At 71.9% G+C, this 18880-nt stretch carries 14 protein-coding genes; 7 read left to right on the top strand and 7 right to left on the bottom strand.

Annotated elements, in window-relative coordinates; translation table 11 throughout:
• Positions 1-28 precede the first annotated feature (28 nt).
• Together valS and ACWXWW_RS01485 are read left to right on the top strand one after the other, a co-directional pair.
• Positions 29-2593, top strand: a complete 2565-nt coding sequence (gene valS, locus ACWXWW_RS01490) for a valine--tRNA ligase (RefSeq protein WP_455968349.1) — start codon at positions 29-31, stop codon at positions 2591-2593.
• Entirely contained in the window at positions 2593-2820 is a 228-nt protein-coding gene (locus ACWXWW_RS01485) for a hypothetical protein (protein ID WP_271172015.1), read from the top strand. The genes valS and ACWXWW_RS01485 overlap by 1 nt, the downstream gene beginning before the upstream one ends.
• Positions 2821-2849: 29 nt before the next feature.
• Here ACWXWW_RS01485 and ACWXWW_RS01480 read toward each other — a convergent pair whose 3' ends face one another.
• Entirely contained in the window at positions 2850-3095 is a 246-nt protein-coding gene (locus tag ACWXWW_RS01480; protein ID WP_421076326.1) for a hypothetical protein, read from the bottom strand.
• Positions 3092-3700: an ArsR/SmtB family transcription factor gene (locus ACWXWW_RS01475; protein ID WP_455968348.1), complete on the bottom strand. Its 609-nt coding sequence runs from the start codon at positions 3698-3700 to the stop codon at positions 3092-3094. Before ACWXWW_RS01475 ends, ACWXWW_RS01480 begins: the two co-directional genes overlap by 4 nt.
• Before the next feature lie 99 nt (positions 3701-3799).
• On the opposite strand from ACWXWW_RS01475, the gene ACWXWW_RS01470 reads away from it, so the two are divergent.
• Positions 3800-5860, top strand: coding sequence for a M3 family metallopeptidase (locus tag ACWXWW_RS01470; protein WP_455968347.1), 2061 nt, complete (start codon positions 3800-3802; stop codon positions 5858-5860).
• Between the two features lie 4 nt (positions 5861-5864).
• Here ACWXWW_RS01470 and ACWXWW_RS01465 read toward each other — a convergent pair whose 3' ends face one another.
• Positions 5865-6539: a response regulator gene (locus tag ACWXWW_RS01465; RefSeq protein WP_455968345.1), complete on the bottom strand. Its 675-nt coding sequence runs from the start codon at positions 6537-6539 to the stop codon at positions 5865-5867.
• Entirely contained in the window at positions 6536-7624 is a 1089-nt protein-coding gene (locus ACWXWW_RS01460) for a sensor histidine kinase (protein ID WP_455968344.1), read from the bottom strand. The genes ACWXWW_RS01465 and ACWXWW_RS01460 overlap by 4 nt, the downstream gene beginning before the upstream one ends.
• A 121-nt stretch (positions 7625-7745) precedes the next feature.
• Between ACWXWW_RS01460 and ACWXWW_RS01455 the strand changes: the two genes are divergently transcribed.
• The gene (locus ACWXWW_RS01455) at positions 7746-9677 is read left to right on the top strand and encodes an amino acid transporter (RefSeq protein WP_455968342.1); all 1932 of its coding nucleotides are present in this window, start codon (positions 7746-7748) and stop codon (positions 9675-9677) included.
• Positions 9678-9728: 51 nt separating this feature from the next.
• On the opposite strand, the gene clpX is transcribed toward ACWXWW_RS01455, so the two are convergent.
• The 3 genes from clpX to ACWXWW_RS01440 all read right to left on the bottom strand — a co-directional run bounded on the left by clpX (position 9729) and on the right by ACWXWW_RS01440 (position 12430).
• Positions 9729-11000: an ATP-dependent Clp protease ATP-binding subunit ClpX gene (gene clpX, locus ACWXWW_RS01450; protein WP_271172021.1), complete on the bottom strand. Its 1272-nt coding sequence runs from the start codon at positions 10998-11000 to the stop codon at positions 9729-9731.
• Between the two features lie 147 nt (positions 11001-11147).
• Positions 11148-11813: an ATP-dependent Clp protease proteolytic subunit gene (locus ACWXWW_RS01445; RefSeq protein WP_271172022.1), complete on the bottom strand. Its 666-nt coding sequence runs from the start codon at positions 11811-11813 to the stop codon at positions 11148-11150.
• 23 nt (positions 11814-11836) lie between these two features.
• A complete protein-coding gene (locus tag ACWXWW_RS01440) occupies positions 11837-12430 on the bottom strand; it encodes an ATP-dependent Clp protease proteolytic subunit (protein WP_455968340.1) in 594 nt (197 codons plus the stop codon).
• A gap of 222 nt (positions 12431-12652) precedes the next feature.
• On the opposite strand from ACWXWW_RS01440, the gene glgX reads away from it, so the two are divergent.
• The 3 genes from glgX to treZ are packed head-to-tail and all read left to right on the top strand — an operon-like array spanning position 12653 to position 18857.
• A complete protein-coding gene (gene glgX, locus ACWXWW_RS01435; protein WP_271172024.1) occupies positions 12653-14836 on the top strand; it encodes a glycogen debranching protein GlgX in 2184 nt (727 codons plus the stop codon).
• Complete coding sequence (treY, locus tag ACWXWW_RS01430; RefSeq protein ID WP_455968338.1) at positions 14833-17136, top strand: malto-oligosyltrehalose synthase; 2304 nt, start codon at positions 14833-14835, stop codon at positions 17134-17136. The genes glgX and treY overlap by 4 nt, the downstream gene beginning before the upstream one ends.
• Positions 17133-18857, top strand: coding sequence for a malto-oligosyltrehalose trehalohydrolase (gene treZ, locus ACWXWW_RS01425; RefSeq protein ID WP_455968336.1), 1725 nt, complete (start codon positions 17133-17135; stop codon positions 18855-18857). Before treY ends, treZ begins: the two co-directional genes overlap by 4 nt.
• The last annotated feature ends 23 nt before the right edge of the window (positions 18858-18880 follow it).

The following is an 18880-nucleotide window of genomic DNA, read 5'->3' as shown; positions in this document are numbered from 1 at the left end:
TGCCGTACATAGCGCGCGAGGAGATCCCATGGCCGCCATTCCCGACAAGCCCGCACTCGAGGGTCTCGAAGCGAAGTGGGGTGAGTCCTGGGAGCAGCAGGGCACCTACCTCTTCGACCGCGACGCCGCCCGCGCGAAGGGGCGCGCCGGCGTCTTCTCGGTCGACACCCCGCCGCCGACCGCGAGCGGCAGCCTCCACATCGGCCACGTGTTCTCGTACACGCACACCGACGTGAAGACCCGCTACGAGCGCATGCGCGGCAAGACGGTGTTCTACCCGATCGGCTGGGACGACAACGGCCTGCCCACCGAGCGCCGCGTGCAGAACTACTACGGCGTGCGCTGCGACCCGTCGCTGCCCTACGACCCCGACTTCACACCGCCGTTCGAGGGGACGACGAAGACGATCAAGGCCGCCGACCAGATCCCGGTGAGCCGCCGCAACTTCATCGAGCTGTGCGAGAAGCTCACAGTCGAGGACGAGAAGACCTTCGAGGACCTGTGGCGCACCCTCGGGCTCTCGGTCGACTGGACGCAGACCTACCGGACGATCTCGGACGACACCATCCGCACGAGCCAGCTCGCGTTCCTGAAGAACCTCGAGCGGGGCGAGGCGTACCAGGACCTCGCGCCCACTCTGTGGGACGTCGACTTCCGCTCCGCGATCGCGCAGGCGGAGCTCGAGGATCGCGACCAGCAGGCCGCCTACCACCGCCTCGCATTCCACCGGACGGATGGCTCAGGCGACATCCACATCGAGACGACGCGTCCCGAGCTGCTCGCGGCGTGCGTCGCGCTCGTCGCCCACCCCGACGACGAGCGCTACCAGCCCGTGTTCGGCTCGACCGTGACGACGCCCGTGTTCGGCGTCGAGGTCCCCGTCCTCGCGCACCCGCTCGCGCAGCCCGACAAGGGCTCGGGCATCGCGATGATCTGCACGTTCGGCGACGTGACCGACATCATCTGGTGGCGGGAGCTCGACCTCCCCAACCGGACCATCATCGGCAAGGACGGCCGCGTCGTCGCCGACGCGCCCGAGGCGATCACGTCGGATGGCGGCAGGGCCGCGTTCGCGGAGATCGCCGGCAAGACGGTCTTCAGCGCCAAGAAGCGGATGGTCGAGCTGCTGGAGGAGTCCGGCGAGCTCACGAGCGTGTCGGCCCCGTTCACGCATCCCGTGAAGTTCTTCGAGAAGGGCGACCGACCGCTGGAGATCGTCTCGACGCGCCAGTGGTACATCCGCAACGGAGCGCGCGACGCCGAGCTGCGCGAGCGGCTCCTCGCGCTCGGCCAGGAGATCGAGTGGCACCCCGAGTTCATGCGGGTCCGCTACGAGAACTGGGTGAACGGCCTCACCGGCGACTGGCTCGTGTCGCGTCAGCGCTTCTTCGGCGTGCCGATCCCGGTCTGGTACGGCCTCGACGAGAACGGCGAGCGCGACTACGCGCGCGTCCTCGTGCCCGACGCCGCGAGCCTCCCGGTCGACCCGTCGAGCGACGTCCCGCCGGGCTACACCGAGGACCAGCGCGGCGTGCCGGGCGGATTCGAGGCGGAGACCGACGTCTTCGACACGTGGGCGACGTCGTCGCTGACCCCGCAGCTCGCGGGCGGATGGCAGCGCGACGAGGATCTGTGGAGCCTCGTGGCGCCGTTCGACCTGCGCCCGCAGGGCCAGGACATCATCCGCACGTGGCTCTTCTCGACCCTGCTGCGCAGCGCTCTCGAGGACGACCGTGCGCCGTGGGCGCACGCCGCGATCTCCGGCTTCATCGTGGACCCGGACCGCAAGAAGATGTCGAAGTCGAAGGGCAACGTCGTCACGCCCGCCGACATCCTCGAGAAGCACGGGTCCGACGCCGTCCGATACTGGGCCGCGTCGAGCCGCCTCGGGACGGACGCGGCGTTCGACCCGCAGAACCCGACGCAGATCAAGATCGGACGCCGCCTCGCGATCAAGGTCCTCAACGCCGCGAAGTTCGTGCTGGGCTTCGAGGCGCCCGAGGGCGCCTCGGTCACCGAGCCGCTCGATCTGTCGATGCTCGCCGCGCTCGACGACGTCGTGGTGCAGGCGACGGCCGCGCTCGACGCGTACGACCACGCCCGCGCCCTCGAGCTCTCGGAGTCGTTCTTCTGGACGTTCTGCGACGACTACCTCGAGCTCGTGAAGGAGCGCGCGTACGCGGGCGGCGACGCGGGCGCCTCGGCGGCCGTCGCGCTGCGCACCGCGCTCTCGACGCTCCTGCGCCTGCTCGCGCCCGTCGTCGTCTTCGCCGCGGAGGAGGCGTGGTCCTGGTTCGAGAGCGGCTCCGTGCATCGCGCAGCCTGGCCCGAGCCGACCGGGCTCGGCGGCGACACGGACGTGCTCGCCGCCGCGAGCGAGGCCCTGATCGGCATCCGCCGCGCGAAGACCGAGGCGAAGGCCTCGCAGAAGACGCCCGTCGCCCGCGCAGTCGTCGCGGCCCCCGCCGAGCGCGCGGCCGCCCTGCGGCTCGCGGCCGACGACCTCAAGGCCGTCGGCCGGATCGCCGCGCTCGAGATCGAGGACGCCGACGCGTTCGCGGTCACCGACATCCAGCTGGCCGAGGAGGCCTGATGCAGCTCGGAACGCGCTGGTCGGCCGGCTCGGAGCCGCCGGCCAGCGTGCCCGCCTCGCTGCGCGCGGAGATCTCGCGCGTCGAGGCGGAGCTGCCGGATGACGCTCCGCGGCCGTCGTGGACGCTCACGTGGCTGGAGGGACGGCCGATCGCCGAGCTCGACACGGGGATCGAGGTCGTCATCGGCCCCGACGGGGTCGCGATCTCGCGCCCGTTCTCCGACTGAGAGGCGCCGCCGACGTCGTCGGCGGCGCCTCACCAGCGCAGCGCTCCGACGCCGTTCGCGGCCGCGGCGCGATCGCCGGCGCGCCGCGACTCGGCGATGAGCCCCTCGCGGGCGAGATCCGCCGCGATGCGCGCCGTCCGCGCGGCCGCGCGCCGATGCACGCGCGCCTGGAGGCCCTCGGCGACGCGCAGCGCCAGCCGCTCCCCCGCGCCGAGCGCGAGCGGCGGCGCCGCGTCGGGCATCGTGACCGACAGCGTCACGGTGAGCGTGGTCATGATCCTGCTCCTCTCTGCGGAAGGGGGAAGAGGTCGGCGCGCAGAGACACGCTCCGCACACCCTCGCCCTCCTGCCCGCGGTAGCGGTCGACGTACTCGCTGAACAGCGCGTCCGCGCGCTCGGCGAGCTCCTTGAGCTGCGCCGCGGTGAGATGGGCGGTCGACGTCGTCGAGACGCTCGCGTCGCGCCACTCCTCGGGCTCGTCGTCGTACCCGCCCGTGAAGTAGTCGAACATCTCCTGGAAGCGCGCCCGGTGGTACTCGGCGACGGCCACCTGGAGCACGGCTCTGCCGGCCGGCGAGTCGCCGACCGACTCGCTGCCGAAGGCGATCCGGCCGCGGGGCCGCTCCCACCACCGCTCCCGGCCGACGCGCCCCGCGACCTCGCGGACGAGATCGTGGCGCGCGAGCATCCGCAGGTGGTAGCTCGTCGAGCCGGATGACTCGCCCGTGAGCGCGGCGAGCGAGCTCGCGGTCTGCGGGCCCTCCCTGCTCAGCAGGTCGAGGATGCGCACCCGCAGCGGATGTGCGAGCGCACGCAGCGCCGCCGTGTCGAGCACGCGCGTCTCGCGCTCCTCGGACACCTTCGCCGGTTCGTCGGTCATAGTGCAAAGATATCTTTGCAAACGGCTCTTTGCAAGTATCTCTTTGCATGACGCGGCGCGTGCCGCGCCCAGCACGACGGCCCTGGATAGGCTGACGGGATGACCGCGCCCGTGTTCAACCCCCTGCTCGCGCCCTCGCCCCTCCCCTACGGACTGCCCGACTACGCGGCCATCGAGCCCGGTCACTACCTGCCCGCGTTCGAGCGCGCCTTCGCCGAGCACCGCGCCGAGATCGATGCGATCACGGCGAACCCGGACGCCCCGACCTTCGAGAACACGCTCGAGCCGCTCGAGCGCTCCGGCGCGCTTCTCGACGCGGTCTCGCGTGCGTTCTACACCGTGAACTCGGCGCACGCGACGGCGGAGATCCAGGAGATCGACGAGCAGCTCGCACCGCTCATGTCGGCGCACTCCGACGCGATCGAGCTCGACGCGGCGCTGTACGCGCGGATCGGGTCCGTCCGCGACCGGCTCGACGAGCTCGACCTCACCGCGGAGCAGCGTCGCCTCGTCGAGCGACGCCACACCGAGATGACGCGCGCCGGCGCCGCCCTCGACGACACGGCCAAGGAGCGGCTCACCGAGCTCAACGCGCGCCTGTCGACCCTCACCACGCGATTCGAGAAGAACCTCCTCGCCGACACGAACGACCTCGCGGTCGTCTTCGACAGCGCGGAGGAGCTCGAGGGCCTCGCGCCCGGCGAGCTGTCCGCCGCGGCCGAGGCCGCCCGCGAGCGAGGGCTCGACGGGCGCTATGCGGTCACCCTCACGCTCTTCACAGGCCATCCGCACCTGTCTTCGCTGGTCCGCAGAGACGCGCGCGAGCGCATCCTCGCCGCCTCCCGCGCCCGGGCGTCGCGAGGCAACGCGAACGACAGCTCCGAGGTCGTCCGCGAGATCGTGCGGCTCCGCGCCGAGCGCGCCGCGCTGCTCGGGTACCCCTCGCACGCGGCGTACGTGACCTCCGACGAGACCGCCGGATCTCCCGAGGCCGTGCGCGCTCTGCTGCGTCGCCTCGCCGGGCCGGCGGCGCGCAACGCGCAGCGGGAGAAGGCCGCGCTCCAGCGCATCGTCGACGAGACGGAGCCCGAGCCCTTCCCGCTCGCAGCGCACGACTGGGCCTTCTACACGGAGAAGGTGCGTCAGGCCGAGTACGACATCGACACGGCGGCTCTGCGGCCCTGGTTCGAAGCCGAGCGCGTCCTCCGCGACGGCGTGTTCCACGCGGCGCACGAGCTCTACGGGCTCTCCTTCCGCGAGCGCGCCGACCTCCCGAGCTACCACCGGGACGTGCGCGCCTTCGAGGTCCTCGACTCCGACGGCACGCCCCTCGGCCTCTACCTGCTCGACCTCTACACGCGCGACACGAAGCGCGGCGGCGCCTGGATGAACTCGCTCGTCGCGCAGTCCGCGCTCCGCGGCACGAAGCCGGTCGTCGTGAACAACCTCAACGTCGTCAAGCCGGCCGCCGGCGAGCCGACCCTCCTCACGCTCGACAACGTGACGACCCTCTTCCACGAGTTCGGCCACGCCCTGCACGGGCTCTTCGCGCGCGTGACGTACCCGCACTTCGCGGGCACGGCCGTCCACCGGGACTTCGTCGAGTTCCCCAGCCAGGTGAACGAGATGTGGATCCTCTGGCCCGAGGTGCTCGCGAACTACGCCGTCCACCACGAGACCGGCGAGCCCCTCCCCGCGGACGTCGTCGAACGGCTCCGCGCGAGCGAGACGTTCAACCAGGGCTTCGAGACGAGCGAGTACCTCGCGGCCGCCTGGCTCGATCAGGCGTGGCACGCGCTGTCGCCGTCCGAGGCGGCGGCGGTGACCGACGTGGCGGCCTTCGAGGCCGCCGCGCTCGCCGACATCGGCCTGGACGAGCCGACCGTGCCCACGCGGTACTCCTCGACCTACTTCCAGCACATCTTCGCGGGCGGGTACAGCGCGGGGTACTACTCCTACATCTGGGCCGAGGTGCTCGATGCCGACACCGTCGAGTGGTTCCGTGAGAACGGCGGGCTCTCGCGCGCGGGCGGCGACCGCTTCCGCGCGCGGCTGCTCGGCGTGGGCGGTGCGAAGGATCCGCTCGAGGCATACCGCGACTTCCGCGGGCGCGACGCCGAGATCGCCCCGCTGCTGAAGCGCCGCGGCCTCGACGCGTGACGCCTCAGGGCCGGTAGCGGTACCCGAGCCCCGGCTCCGTCAGCAGATGGCGGGGCCGGGCCGGGTCCGCCTCGAGCTTGCGCCGCAGCTGGCTCATGTAGAGGCGGAGGTAGGCGTCCTCCCCCGTGTACGCCGGGCCCCAGACGGCCGTGAGGAGCTCGCGCTTCCCGACGAGGCGGCCCACGTTGCGCAGCAGCACCTCGAGCATCGACCACTCGGTCGCGGTGAGGTGCACCGGCTCGCCATCGCGCGTGGCCGTGTGCGCCACGAGGTCGATCTGGGAGGGGCCGATCGCGTGCCGATCGGCCTCCTCGGATGGCGCGGGCGCGGTCCGCAGGAGGGCGCGCACGCGCGCGAGCAGCTCATCGACCGCGAACGGCTTCGTGACGTAGTCGTTGGCGCCCGCGTCGAGCGCCGCGACCTTCTCCGCCGTCTGCGACCGTCCGCTGAGCACCAGGATGGGCATCCGGTGCGCGCCGCGCACCGTGGTGATGACCCCCGCGCCGTCGAGCGCCGGCAGCCCCAGGTCGAGGATGACGAGAGCGGGCTCGTTCCGAGCGATCTCCCTGACCGCTTCGGCGCCGTCCGCCGCCTCGCGCACCTCGTACCCGCGCGCCTCGAGGTTGAGGGCGAGCGTGCGGCGGATCGCCGCGTCGTCCTCGACGATGAGGATGGTCATGCGACGCCCCCATCCCGCGGCGCGACGGGTGCGATGGGCAGCTCGAGCACGCACGTGAGCCCTCCGCCCTCCGACGGGCGCAGCTCGAGCGTGCCGCCCATCGCCTCCGCGAACCCGCGCGAGAGGGAGAGACCGAGCCCCGCGCCGGACCCGCTGTCGTCGAGGCGACGGAATGCGCGGAACGCCTCATCGCGCGACGCGGCTGGGATCCCCGGACCGTGGTCGACGACCGCGAGCTCCACGCGCGCCCCGGCCGTGCGGATCCTCACCGCGACGTCGCCGCCACCGTGGCGGAGGGCGTTGCCCACGAGGTTCGCGACGATCCGCTGCACGAGCACGGGATCGGCGAGCGCGTCCGGCATCCCGGGCGCCACCGTGACGGCGACGGCGCCCTCGTCGCCCAGCTCATCCAGCGCGAGCGCGGCGGCGTCCTCGACCCGCATGGGCTCGATCGAGACCGGCAGCACGCCCGCGTCGAGCCGCGACGAGTCGAGCAGGTCGTCGAGCAGCCGCTCGAGGCGAGCGAGCGAGGCGATCGTCGTGCCGAGGAGCTCGCCCCGCTGGTCGGGCGTCCAGACGACGTCGGAGCTGGCGAGGCTCGTCGCCGCGGCCGATGCGGCGGCGAGCGGAGTGCGGAGGTCGTGCCCGACGGCCGCGAGAAGGGCGCTGCGCAGCCGGTCCGCCTCCTGCGCGGCGTCGGCTCGGCTCTGCGCCGCGAGCGCCTGACGCGCGAGCAGGAGGCGCGCCTCCGACTGCCCGACGACGAGGCTCACGATCACGCCCGCCGCGACGAACACGCCGATCGCGACGAGCTGCGCGCCGTCGGTCACGTGCAGGGTGTGCACGGGCTCCGCGAAGAAGTAGATGAGGAGCGGCCCCGCAGCGATCGACGCGACGAGGGCGACGACGATCCCACCCAGCACGGCGCCCACGACGACGATGAGCAGGTACAGGAGCGCCGCGACCACGAGGTCCTGCGGGTCGACCGACGCTGCGACCGCCGCCGTCGCTCCCACGAGCGCCGCCGTGACCACGGCCGCGGCGGCGAGCTGCCGTCGCACGGGGAGCATCGCGAACCGCTGCACAGAGGAAGTCTCGCGGCTCCGGTCGGGCTGACGACGGCGGCGCGCGCGGGCGGCGGAAATCCTGACGGAATCCTGACGCGAAGGCGGGTCCCGCGCGCCGCGACGGGACTAGCGTCGTCCGATGTCCAGATCGAGAGGCGGAGAAGAGATGCTCGTCGAGAGCGCAGTGCCCCCGGACGTCACCGGGGAGTCCACATCGGAGATCGACTCCGGGAGGGGCGCGCCGTGGTGGCGCGTCATGTGCCTCACGGGCGTCGACTACTTCTCGACCCTCGGCTACCAGCCGGCGATCGCAGCCCTCGCCGCGGGCCTTCTCTCCCCCATCGCGACGCTCGTGCTCATCCTCGTCACGCTGCTGGGCGCCCTGCCGGTCTATCGACGCGTGGCGAAGGAGAGCCCGCACGGCGAGGGGTCGATCGCCATGCTCGAGCGCCTCCTCCCCTGGTGGGGCGGGAAGCTCCTCGTGCTCGTCCTGCTCGGCTTCGCCGCCACCGACTTCATGATCACCATCACCCTGTCGGCCGCCGACGCGACGGCGCACATCGTGGAGAACCCGTTCGCGCCGGACGAATGGGAGGGGATGGAGATCCCGATCACCCTGTTCCTCGTGGCGCTCCTCGGGGCGGTGTTCCTCAAGGGCTTCCGCGGCGCGATCTCGATCGCGGTGGCGCTCGTGGGGGTCTTCCTCGCGCTGAACGCGGTGGTCGTGCTCGTGTCCTTCGCCGAGGTGGCCGCACATCCCGGGGTCGTCGGCGACTGGACGGCCGCGCTCACCACCGCGCACGGAAGTCCGCTCGCGGCGATCGCGGTGGCGCTCCTCGTCTTCCCGCAGCTCGCGCTCGGCCTCTCCGGCTTCGAGACGGGCGTCGCCGTGATGCCGCAGATCCGCGGCATCCGCGGCGACACGGAGGCGCGGCCGGTCGGCCGCATCCGCGGGGCCCGCAAGCTGCTCACGGCCGCCGCGCTCACGATGAGCGCGTTCCTGCTCGGCTCGAGCGTCGTCACGACGCTGCTCATCCCCCAGGAGGAGTTCGCGCCCGGCGGCTCGGCGAACGGCCGGGCGCTCGCGTACCTCGCCCACGGCCTGCTCGGGGAGGGTTTCGGCACCGCCTACGACATCGCGACCGTGCTCATCCTCTGGTTCGCGGGCGCGTCGGCGATGGCGGGCCTGCTGAACCTCGTGCCCCGCTACCTGCCGCGCTACGGCATGGCCCCGCGCTGGGCGGCCGCCACGCGCCCCCTCGTCATCGTGTTCACCGCGATCGCGTTCGCCGTCACGCTCGCCTTCGAGGCCGACGTCGACGCCCAGAGCGGCGCCTACGCGACCGGCGTGCTCGTGCTCATCACCTCGGCGTCGATCGCGGTGGCGCTGTCCGTGCGTCGGCGGCGGCACCCGCGCGCGGCCGCCGGCTACGCGGTCATCGCCGCCGTCTTCCTCGCCACGACCGCGGTCAACGTCGTGGAGCGGCCCGACGGGGTCAAGATCGCCGCGCTGTTCATCCTCGGCATCGTGACGGTGTCCGTGCTGTCGCGCATCCCGCGGTCGTTCCAGCTCCGCGCGCGCTCGGTCGTCTTCGACGAGGCGGCCCTCGCGTTCGTCCGTCACGACGCGGAGCACCACGGTGCGATCCGCGTCGTGCCCAAGGAGCCGGGCTCCGGGACGGCGGCCGAGTTCGCCGACAAGCTCCGCAACGAGCGGCGCTTCAACGGCATCCCCCGCTCGGCGCAGGTGGTGTTCCTGCAGGTCATCCTCGGCGACTCGTCGGACTTCGAGGACGACCTCGTCGTCCGCGGCGAGGAGCACGCGGGGCACCGCATCCTCAGCGTCCATGCCACGAGCGTGCCGAACGCGATCGCCGCTGTGCTCCTCGCCATCCGGGACGAGACCGGCGTCGTCCCCGACGTCTACTTCGAGTGGAGCGAAGGCAATCCGGCGTCGAACATGCTGCGCTTCCTCGTCTTCGGGACGGGCGAGATCGCGCCGGTCACGCGCGAGGTGCTGCGGCGCGTGGAGCCCAAGCGGCGTCTCCGCCCCGACGTGCACGTGGGCTGAGCGGCTCCGGGCCGAGGATCCTCGATCCCCGGCCCGGAGGCGTCCACTCGGCTACGCGCTCTTCTTGCGCTGCCGCAGCACGACCGTGGGGGGCGCGCCCTCCTCGACGGCGGCGCGGGTGACGATGACCTTCGCGACGTCATCGGTGGACGGGATCTCGAACATGATCGGCCCGAGCACCTCCTCGAGGATGGCACGCAGCCCGCGGGCTCCCGTCTTGCGCCCGACGGCGAGATCGGCGATCGCGCGCAGCGCGTCCTCCTCGAAGTCGAGCGCGACGCCGTCGAGCTCGAACATGCGCTGGTACTGCTTCACGAGCGCGTTCCGCGGGACGGTGAGGATCTCCATGAGCGCCTCCTGGTCGAGCGCGCCGACCGACGCGATGACGGGAAGGCGGCCGATGAACTCCGGGATGAGCCCGAACTTGTGGAGGTCCTCCGGGAGCACCTCCGCGTAGAGCCCGCCGTCGTCGCGCTTGTCCTGGAGCGGGGCGCCGAACCCGACGCCGTGGCGCCCGACGCGCGCCGAGATGATGTCCTCGAGCCCGGCGAACGCGCCGGCCACGATGAACAGCACGTTCGTCGTGTCGATCTGGATGAACTCCTGATGCGGGTGCTTGCGCCCGCCCTGCGGAGGGACGGACGCCACCGTGCCCTCGAGGATCTTCAGGAGCGCCTGCTGCACGCCCTCGCCCGACACATCGCGCGTGATCGACGGGTTCTCCGCCTTGCGGGCGATCTTGTCGACCTCGTCGATGTAGATGATGCCGGTCTCGGCGCGCTTGACGTCGAAGTCGGCGGCCTGGAGGAGCTTGAGGAGGATGTTCTCGACGTCCTCGCCCACGTAGCCCGCCTCGGTGAGGGCCGTCGCGTCGGCGACGGCGAACGGGACGTTGAGCCGCTTCGCGAGCGTCTGCGCGAGGTAGGTCTTGCCCGACCCGGTCGGCCCGAGCATGAGGATGTTGCTCTTGGCGATGTCGACGTCCTCGGCCTTCTGCTCGGCCGTCTTGATCTCGCCGCGCGCGCGGACGCGCTTGTAGTGGTTGTACACCGCCACCGCGAGCGCGCGCTTGGCGGGCTCCTGGCCGACGACGTACTCCTCGAGGAACCCGAAGATCTCCCGCGGCTTCGGCAGGTCGAACTCCGCGACCCCGCCGTCGGCGTTGGACTCGGCCATCCGCTCTTCGATGATCTCGTTGCAGAGCTCGACGCATTCGTCGCAGATGTAGACGCCGGGTCCGGCGATCAGCTGCTGGACCTGCTTCTGGCTCTTCCCGCAGAAGGAGCACTTGAACAGGTCGGCACTCTCACCGATGCGAGCCATGGTCCTTCTCCTCCTGGGTCCCGGAAGGGGGTCTTCTTCGAGCCTAACCGCTGCCGCCGACACCGACGCCGTCCGACGCGGCATGGATGCGGGATGCCCCGGCCGTGCGAGCGCGCGACCGGGGCATCCTGCAGGATCCTGCTCGTCCTACTTCGTCAGCGGCGTGCGCTTGCGCGACGTGAGGACCTGGTCGACGAGGCCGTACTCGACCGCCTCGGTGCCACCCAGGATCTTGTCGCGGTCGATGTCCTTGTGGACCTCGGCCTGCGACTTGTTCGAGTGCTTCGCGAGCGTCTCCTCGAGCCACGTGCGCATGCGCAGGATCTCGGCCGCCTGGATCTCGATGTCCGACGCCTGCCCGTGGCCGGACTCGCCGACCGCGGGCTGGTGGATGAGGATCCGCGCGTTGGGCAGCGCGAGGCGCTTGCCCGGCGCGCCGGCCGCGAGCAGCACGGCCGCCGCCGAGGCGGCCTGACCCAGCACGACGGTCTGGATCTGGGGCGAGATGTACTGCATCGTGTCGTAGATCGCCGTCATGGCCGTGAACGAGCCGCCGGGCGAGTTGATGTACATGATGATGTCGCGGTCGGGGTCCTGGCTCTCGAGCACGAGCAGCTGCGCCATGACGTCGTCCGCCGACGCGTCGTCGACCTGGACGCCCAGGAAGATCACGCGGTCCTCGAAGAGCTTGTTGTACGGGTCCTGGCGCTTGTAGCCGTATGCCGTGCGCTCCTCGAACTGCGGCAGGATGTAGCGGCTGCTCGGGAGCTGGAAGCCCTGCGGGGTCGCCGCGCCGGTGTAGGGGGTGTTCATCGTGTGCGTCCTCGTCTCTCGGCTCACTGCGCGTCGCGGTCGGTGCCGCCCGCGCCCGTCACGTCCGCCGCATGCTCGCGGATGTGGTCCACGAACCCGTACTCGAGCGCCTCGTCGGCGGTGAACCAGCGGTCGCGGTCGCCGTCCTCGTTGATCTGCTCGACGGTCGTCCCGGTCTGCGCCGCGGTGATCTCGGCGAGGCGGTTCTTCATCGAGACGATGAGCTCGGCCTGCGTCTGGATGTCGCTCGCTGTGCCGCCGAAGCCGCCGTGCGGCTGGTGCAGCAGGACGCGTGCGTTGGGCGTGATGTACCGCTTGCCCTTCGTCCCGCTCGTGAGCAGGAGCTGCCCCATCGAGGCGGCCATGCCGATGCCCACCGTGACGATGTCGTTGGGCACGAACTGCATGGTGTCGTAGATCGCCATGCCGGCCGTGATCGAGCCGCCGGGCGAGTTGATGTAGAGGTAGATGTCCTTCTCGGAGTCCTCCGCGGCGAGAAGGAGGATCTTCGCGCAGATCTCGTTCGCGTTCTCGTCGCGCACCTCCGAGCCCAGCCAGATGATGCGGTCCTTGAGAAGCCTGTCGAAGACACTCTGTGCCATCAGCGGTTCGGCCATGAAATCACTCCATTTCGGTGATGCGTCGAGATCGACCCTACCGGCGCCGTTTCAGCGGTCCGGTCGTGTTCGCCCTGGGCATATCGGGTGTCGCATGCCCTGTCGGACCGCCCTTCCGCAAGCCCTTCCCTCCGGCACGTCGCGCCCGTTAGCGTGGCGGCATCGGCGCGGATCAACGGAGGGGTCCGCCCCGGGAGCCTCCGGACCGCGAGGAAGGCGCGCATGAACACCTGGCCCGGAAACCCCTACCCCCTCGGAGCGTCGTACGACGGCGACGGGACGAACTTCGCCCTCTTCAGCGAGGTCGCCGAGCGCGTCGAGCTCTGCCTCTTCGACGATGCGGGGGCCGAGACCCGCGTCGAGCTCACCGAGGTCGACGCGTTCGTCTGGCATGCGTACCTCCCGGATGTCGGCCCCGGCCAGCGCTACGGCTACCGCGTGCACGGGCCGCGCGACCCCGCCCAGGGGCTCCGGTGCAACCCGCACAAGCTGCTCGTGGATCCGTACGCGAAGGCGCTCTCCGGCGCGGTCGACTGGGACGCGTCGCTCTACGACTACGACTTCGACGACCCGGAGAAGCCGAACGAGGCCGATTCCGCGGGCCACACGCTGCTCGCGGTCGTCGTCAACCCGTACTTCGACTGGCGGGACGACCGGCCGCCGTCCGTCCCGTACGACCGCACGCTCATCTACGAGGCGCATGTGAAGGGCCTCACGGCGCTGCACCCCGACGTCCCCGAGGCGCAGCGCGGCACCTACGCGGGCATCGCCCATCCGAGCGTCATCGCCCACCTGCGCAAGCTCGGCGTGACCGCGATCGAGCTCATGCCGGTCCATCAGTTCGTGCACGACGGCCATCTCATCGAGCGGGGCCTGCGCAACTACTGGGGGTACAACACGCTCGGCTTCTTCGCGCCGCACAACGAGTACTCCTCATCGGGCGACGCCGGCGCGCAGGTGCAGGAGTTCAAGGGGATGGTCCGCGCACTGCACGCCGCCGGCATCGAGGTCATCCTCGACGTCGTCTACAACCACACCGCGGAGGGCAACCACCTCGGCCCGACCCTCTCGTTCCGCGGGATCGACAACCGCGCGTACTACCGGCTCGTCGACGACGACCCGTCCTTCTACATGGACTACACCGGCACGGGCAACAGCCTCAACGTGCGCAACCCGCACGCGCTCCAGCTCCTCATGGACTCGCTCCGGTACTGGGTCACCGAGATGCACGTCGACGGCTTCCGCTTCGACCTCGCGGCGACGCTCGCGCGCGAGTTCTACGACGTCGACCGGCTGTCGAGCTTCTTCGACCTCGTGCAGCAGGACCCGGTCGTCTCGCAGGTCAAGCTCATCGCCGAGCCGTGGGACGTCGGACCCGGCGGCTACCAGGTCGGCAACTTCCCTCCGCAGTGGACGGAGTGGAACGGCAAGTACCGCGACACCGTGCGCGACTTCTGGCGCGGCGAGCCCGCGACGCTCGGCGAGTTCGCGTCGCGCATCACCGGGTCGGCCGACCTCTACGAGACCTCGGCACGGCTCCCGTCGGCCTCGATCAACTTCGTCACGGCGCACGACGGGTTCACGCTCAACGACCTCGTGTCGTACAACGAGAAGCACAACGAGGCCAACGGGGAGGGCGGGCGCGACGGCGAGTCCCACAACCGCTCGTACAACCTGGGAGTCGAGGGACCGACCGACGACCCCGCTGTCCTCGAGCTGCGCGCGCGCCAGCAGCGGAACTTCCTCGCGACTCTCCTGCTCTCGCAGGGCGTTCCCATGCTTCCCCACGGGGACGAGCTCGGACGCACGCAGCGCGGCAACAACAACGGCTACGCGCAGGACAGCGAGCTCACGTGGGTGCACTGGGACGAGGCGGACGGCCCGCTCATCGAGTTCACGGCCGCCGTGTCGCGCCTGCGCCGGCGGCACCCGGCGTTCCGACGACTGCGGTTCTTCGACGGGCGGCCCGTCCGCCGCGGCAAGGGCGACCCTCTGCCCGACATCGTGTGGCTGCGCCCCGGCGGCGACCCCATGGAGCCCGAGGACTGGGAGACCGCGTACGCGCGCTCGCTCGGCGTCTTCCTGAACGGGCAGGGCATCGGCGGCCGCGGCCCGCGCGGCGAGCGGATCGTCGACGTGCACTTCCTCATCTGCTTCAACGCGCATGACAGCGAGGTGGAGTTCACGCTGCCGCCCGACGAGTACTGCCCCCAGTGGGAGATCGTGCTCGACACCGCGGACGGCGCAGATCCGACGCCGCGCGCGGCCGGGTCGTCGCTCGCCGTGACGGCCCGCTCGATGCTCGTGCTCCGCGAGCACCGTGCACCGGAGGAGTCGCCCGATCACTCCCCCGCCGCATCGGTGCGGCTCCGGCTCGAGCGCGCCGCGGAAGAGGACGGCTCGTGACCCCGCGAGCGCCGCGCTCGACGTACCGCCTGCAGATCAGCGCGGACTTCGACCTCGATGACGCGGCGGGTGCCGTCGCGTATGTGCGCGCACTCGGGGCAGACTGGCTCTACCTCTCGCCCCTGCTCGCGGCGGAACCCGGCTCGAACCACGGCTACGACGTCGTCGACCACACGCGCGTGGACCCGCTGCGCGGCGGAGCCGACGGGCTCGCCCGTCTCTCCGCGGCCGCACGGGAGGCTGGGCTCGGCGTGCTCGTCGACGTCGTCCCGAACCACATGGGCGTCGCGACGCCGGCGAACAACCCCTGGTGGTGGGATGTCCTCGCGCACGGCCGGGCGTCCCGGTGGGCGGATGCGTTCGACATCGACTGGGCCGCGGGCGGCGGACGCGTGCGCCTGCCCGTGCTCGGCGACGACAGCCCGCCGCTTCGGATCGAGGACGGCGAGCTGCGCTGCGGCGATCAGAGATTCCCCCTCGCCCCGGGATCGGCCGACGACGGCGCCGATCCCGAGACCGTGCACGGCCGCCAGCACTACGAGCTCGTCGACTGGCGGCGCGGCGACGCGGAGCTGAACTACCGTCGGTTCTTCGCGGTCTCCTCGCTCGCGGCGATCCGCGTCGAGGAGCCGTGGGTGTTCGACGCATCGCACGCCGAGATCCTCCGCTGGCTCCGCGACGGCCTCGTGGACGGGCTCCGCATCGACCATCCGGACGGCCTCGCCGACCCGGGAGGGTACCTCGCACGCCTCGCGGACGCGACCGGGGGCCGCTACGTCGTCGTCGAGAAGATCCTCGAGGCCGGAGAGCACCTGCCCGCGCACTGGGCGACGGCTGGCACGACCGGGTACGAGGCGCTCGGAGACGTCGATCGCGTGCTCGTCGACCCGGCCGGCCGCGCCCAGCTCGACGCGCTCGAGGAGGAGCTGCGCGGCTCGCGCGCCGCGTGGGACGACCTCGTCCACGACGGCAAGCGCGCCGCGGCCGACGGCATCCTCGCGTCCGAGGTGCGTCGGCTCGTGCGGCTCCTGCCGGACCGGGCCCTGCCCGGCGGCGCGGACGCCGCCGACGCGCTCGCCGAGATCCTCGCCTGCTTCCCCGTGTACCGGTCGTATCTGCCCGCCGGAGCCGAGCACCTCCACGCCGCCGTCGCCGAGGCGGCGCGGAGACGGCCCGACCTGGCGGCGGCCGTCGAGGCGCTCCTCCCGGTCCTCTCCGACCCCGCGGAGCCCGCCGCGGCGCGCCTCCAGCAGACCTCGGGCGCCGTGATGGCCAAGGGCGTCGAGGACACCGTGTTCTACCGCGTCGCGCGCCTCGCCTCGCTTGCGGAGGTGGGTGGCGATCCCTCGGAGTTCGCGATCGATGTCGCCGAGTTCCACCGGCGCCAGATCGAGCGTCAGGCGCGCACGCCCGCATCGCTCTCGACGCTCTCGACGCACGACACGAAGCGCGGCGAGGACACCCGTGCGCGGATCGATGCGCTCGCCGAGGTGCCGGAGCTCTGGCGCACGACCCTCGCGACGCTTCTCGCGCGCGCTCCCCTGGGCGACGCGCCGCTCGCGGCGCTCCTGTGGAGCACACTCGCGGGGGCGTGGCCCGTCTCCCGCGAACGCGCTCACGCCTACGCGGAGAAGGCCGCACGGGAGGCCGCGACCGGCACATCGTGGCGCTCTCCCGACGCGGACTTCGAGGGGCGGCTCCACGCCCTCGTCGACGCGGCATTCGACGACCCCGAGGCGGCCGCCGCCCTCGAGGGCCTCGTGGACGCCATCCGCCCGGCCGGCTGGTCGAACGGCCTCTCCGCGAAGGTGCTGCAGCTCGCGATGCCCGGCGTGCCCGACGTGTACCAGGGCGCGGAGCTCTGGAACCGCTCGCTCGTCGATCCCGACAACCGGCGCCCCGTCGACTTCGGCGAGCGGCGCGCCCTGCTCGCGCAGCTCGATGCGGGCGCGCCGCCGCCCCTCGACGAGAGCGGCGCGGCGAAGCTGCTCGTCACCTCGCGCGCGCTGAGGGCGCGACGCGATCGACCCGAGCTCTTCACGCGCTACGCGCCGCTGACTGTGATCGGCGACGCGGGGCGGCACGCGATCGCGTTCGACCGCGGCGGGGCCGTCGCGATCGCGACCCGCCTCCCGATCGGCCTCGCCCGCGCCGGCGGATGGGGCAGCGCATCCGTCCTGCTCCCTCCCGGCCGATACGCGGATGCCCTCACCGACGCCGAGACCGAGGGCGGTGCCGTCCCCCTCGCCGAGCTTCTGCGCACCTACCCCGTCGCCCTGCTCCTGAGGCAGGCGCCGTGAGCTTCGAGGTGTGGGCGCCGCACGCGCGGACCGCGACGCTCGTGCTCGACGGATCGCGGCTCGCGATGCGAGCAGCGCCCGACGGATGGTGGACGTCCGACGCCGAGCCGCGGCACGGCGCCGCCTACGGCTACCTGCTCGACGACGACGACACGCCCCTGCCCGATCCGCGCTCGCGCTGGCAGCCCGACGGGGTCGACGGGCTCAGCCGCGTGCACGACCCGTCAGCACACGCGTGGCAGGACAGCGGATGGACGGGCCGGCAGCTCGCGGGCGGCCTCATCTACGAGCTCCACGTGGGCACGTTCACGCCCGAGGGGACGCTCGACGCCGCCGCGGCGCGTCTGCCGCACCTCGTCGACCTCGGCGTCGACTTCGTCCAGCTCCTGCCCGTGAACGCCTTCGACGGCCCGCGGAACTGGGGCTACGACGGCGTCCTCTGGTACGCGGTCGACGAGAGCTACGGCGGCCCGGACGCCTACCAGCGGTTCGTCGACGCCTGCCACGCCGCGGGCGTCGGCGTGATCCAGGACGTCGTCTACAACCACCTCGGGCCGAGCGGCAACCGCCTCCCCCGGTTCGGGCCGTACCTGCGCGAGGACGACGAGAACACGTGGGGCGCAGGCGTCGACCTGCGCCTGCCCGCCGTGCGCGCGCATATCGTCGAGAACGCGCTCATGTGGCTGCGGGACCACCATGTCGACGCCCTCCGGCTCGACGCCGTCCACGCGCTCGTCGACGGCAGCCCGACGCACATCCTCCAGGAGCTCGCCGAGGAGGTCGACGCGCTCAGCGCGCACCTGCGTCGGCCGCTCACGCTCATCGCCGAATCGGACCTCAACGATCCGACCCTCATCTCGCCCCGAGAGGCGGGCGGGTACGGCGTGCACGCGCAGTGGAGCGACGACTACCACCACGCTGTCCACGTCGCGCTCACGGGCGAGACGCACGGCTACTACGCCGACTTCGCTCCGCTGTCGGCCCTCGCGAAGGCGGCGACCCGCGGATTCTTCCACGACGGCACGTGGTCGTCCTTCCGCGGACGCGCGCACGGCCGCCCCCTTCCGCCCGGCACTCCCGCGTGGCGGCTCGTCACCTACACGCAGAATCACGACCAGATCGGCAACCGCTCGACGGGCGATCGCCTGGCCGCCGCGCTCGACGAGGACCTGCTCGCCGTCGCGGCGCTCCTCTGCCTCGCGTCGCCGTTCACGCCGATGCTCTTCATGGGCGAGGAGTGGGCAGCGTCCACGCCCTGGCAGTTCTTCACGTCGCATCCCGATCCGCAGCTCGGGGAGGCGACCAGGGAGGGGCGCAGGGAGGAGTTCGCGCGGATGGGATGGGAGCGCGAGACCGTGCCCGACCCGCAGGACCCTGCGACGTTCGCGCGCTCGCGGCTCGACTGGAGCGAGCCCTATCCCGCGGATGGCGCTCCGACGCGGCACACGCGCATCCTCGCCGTCCATCGCGCGCTCGCGCGCCTGCGCAGGGCGGAGCCCGACCTCGTCGATCCGCGCCTCGAGCGGGTGTCGGCGGAGTGGAGCGAGGACGAGCGCTGGATCCGGCTCCGACGGGGCGGCCTGGAGATCGTCGTCAACCTGGCGGACGAGCCGCTGCGCATCCGGCCGACCGCGGACGTCGTCTTCGCGACGGCGCCGCTCGATGACGACGACGGCGCGATGCTCGTGCCGCCGCGCGCGGGAGCCGTCGTGCGGATCTGAGTCGGCAGACGCGAGGAGGGCGG

It is taken from the genome of Microbacterium sp. KNMS (assembly GCF_053851835.1).
Note: the sequence above shows the minus strand (reverse complement) of the source record. Positions and strands in the feature narration are given on the sequence as shown.

Excerpts from the sequence above, each read along its gene's own strand:
- valS (WP_455968349.1), top strand. The coding sequence starts at position 29 with ATGGCCGCCATTCCCGACAAGCCCGCACTCGAGGGTCTCGAAGCGAAG.
- ACWXWW_RS01485 (WP_271172015.1), top strand. The coding sequence starts at position 2,593 with ATGCAGCTCGGAACGCGCTGGTCGGCCGGCTCGGAGCCGCCGGCCAGC.
- ACWXWW_RS01480 (WP_421076326.1), bottom strand. The coding sequence starts at position 3,095 with ATGACCACGCTCACCGTGACGCTGTCGGTCACGATGCCCGACGCGGCG.
- ACWXWW_RS01475 (WP_455968348.1), bottom strand. The coding sequence starts at position 3,700 with ATGACCGACGAACCGGCGAAGGTGTCCGAGGAGCGCGAGACGCGCGTG.
- ACWXWW_RS01470 (WP_455968347.1), top strand. The coding sequence starts at position 3,800 with ATGACCGCGCCCGTGTTCAACCCCCTGCTCGCGCCCTCGCCCCTCCCC.
- ACWXWW_RS01465 (WP_455968345.1), bottom strand. The coding sequence starts at position 6,539 with ATGACCATCCTCATCGTCGAGGACGACGCGGCGATCCGCCGCACGCTC.
- ACWXWW_RS01455 (WP_455968342.1), top strand. The coding sequence starts at position 7,746 with ATGTCCAGATCGAGAGGCGGAGAAGAGATGCTCGTCGAGAGCGCAGTG.
- clpX (WP_271172021.1), bottom strand. The coding sequence starts at position 11,000 with ATGGCTCGCATCGGTGAGAGTGCCGACCTGTTCAAGTGCTCCTTCTGC.
- ACWXWW_RS01445 (WP_271172022.1), bottom strand. The coding sequence starts at position 11,813 with ATGAACACCCCCTACACCGGCGCGGCGACCCCGCAGGGCTTCCAGCTC.
- ACWXWW_RS01440 (WP_455968340.1), bottom strand. The coding sequence starts at position 12,430 with ATGGCCGAACCGCTGATGGCACAGAGTGTCTTCGACAGGCTTCTCAAG.
- glgX (WP_271172024.1), top strand. The coding sequence starts at position 12,653 with ATGAACACCTGGCCCGGAAACCCCTACCCCCTCGGAGCGTCGTACGAC.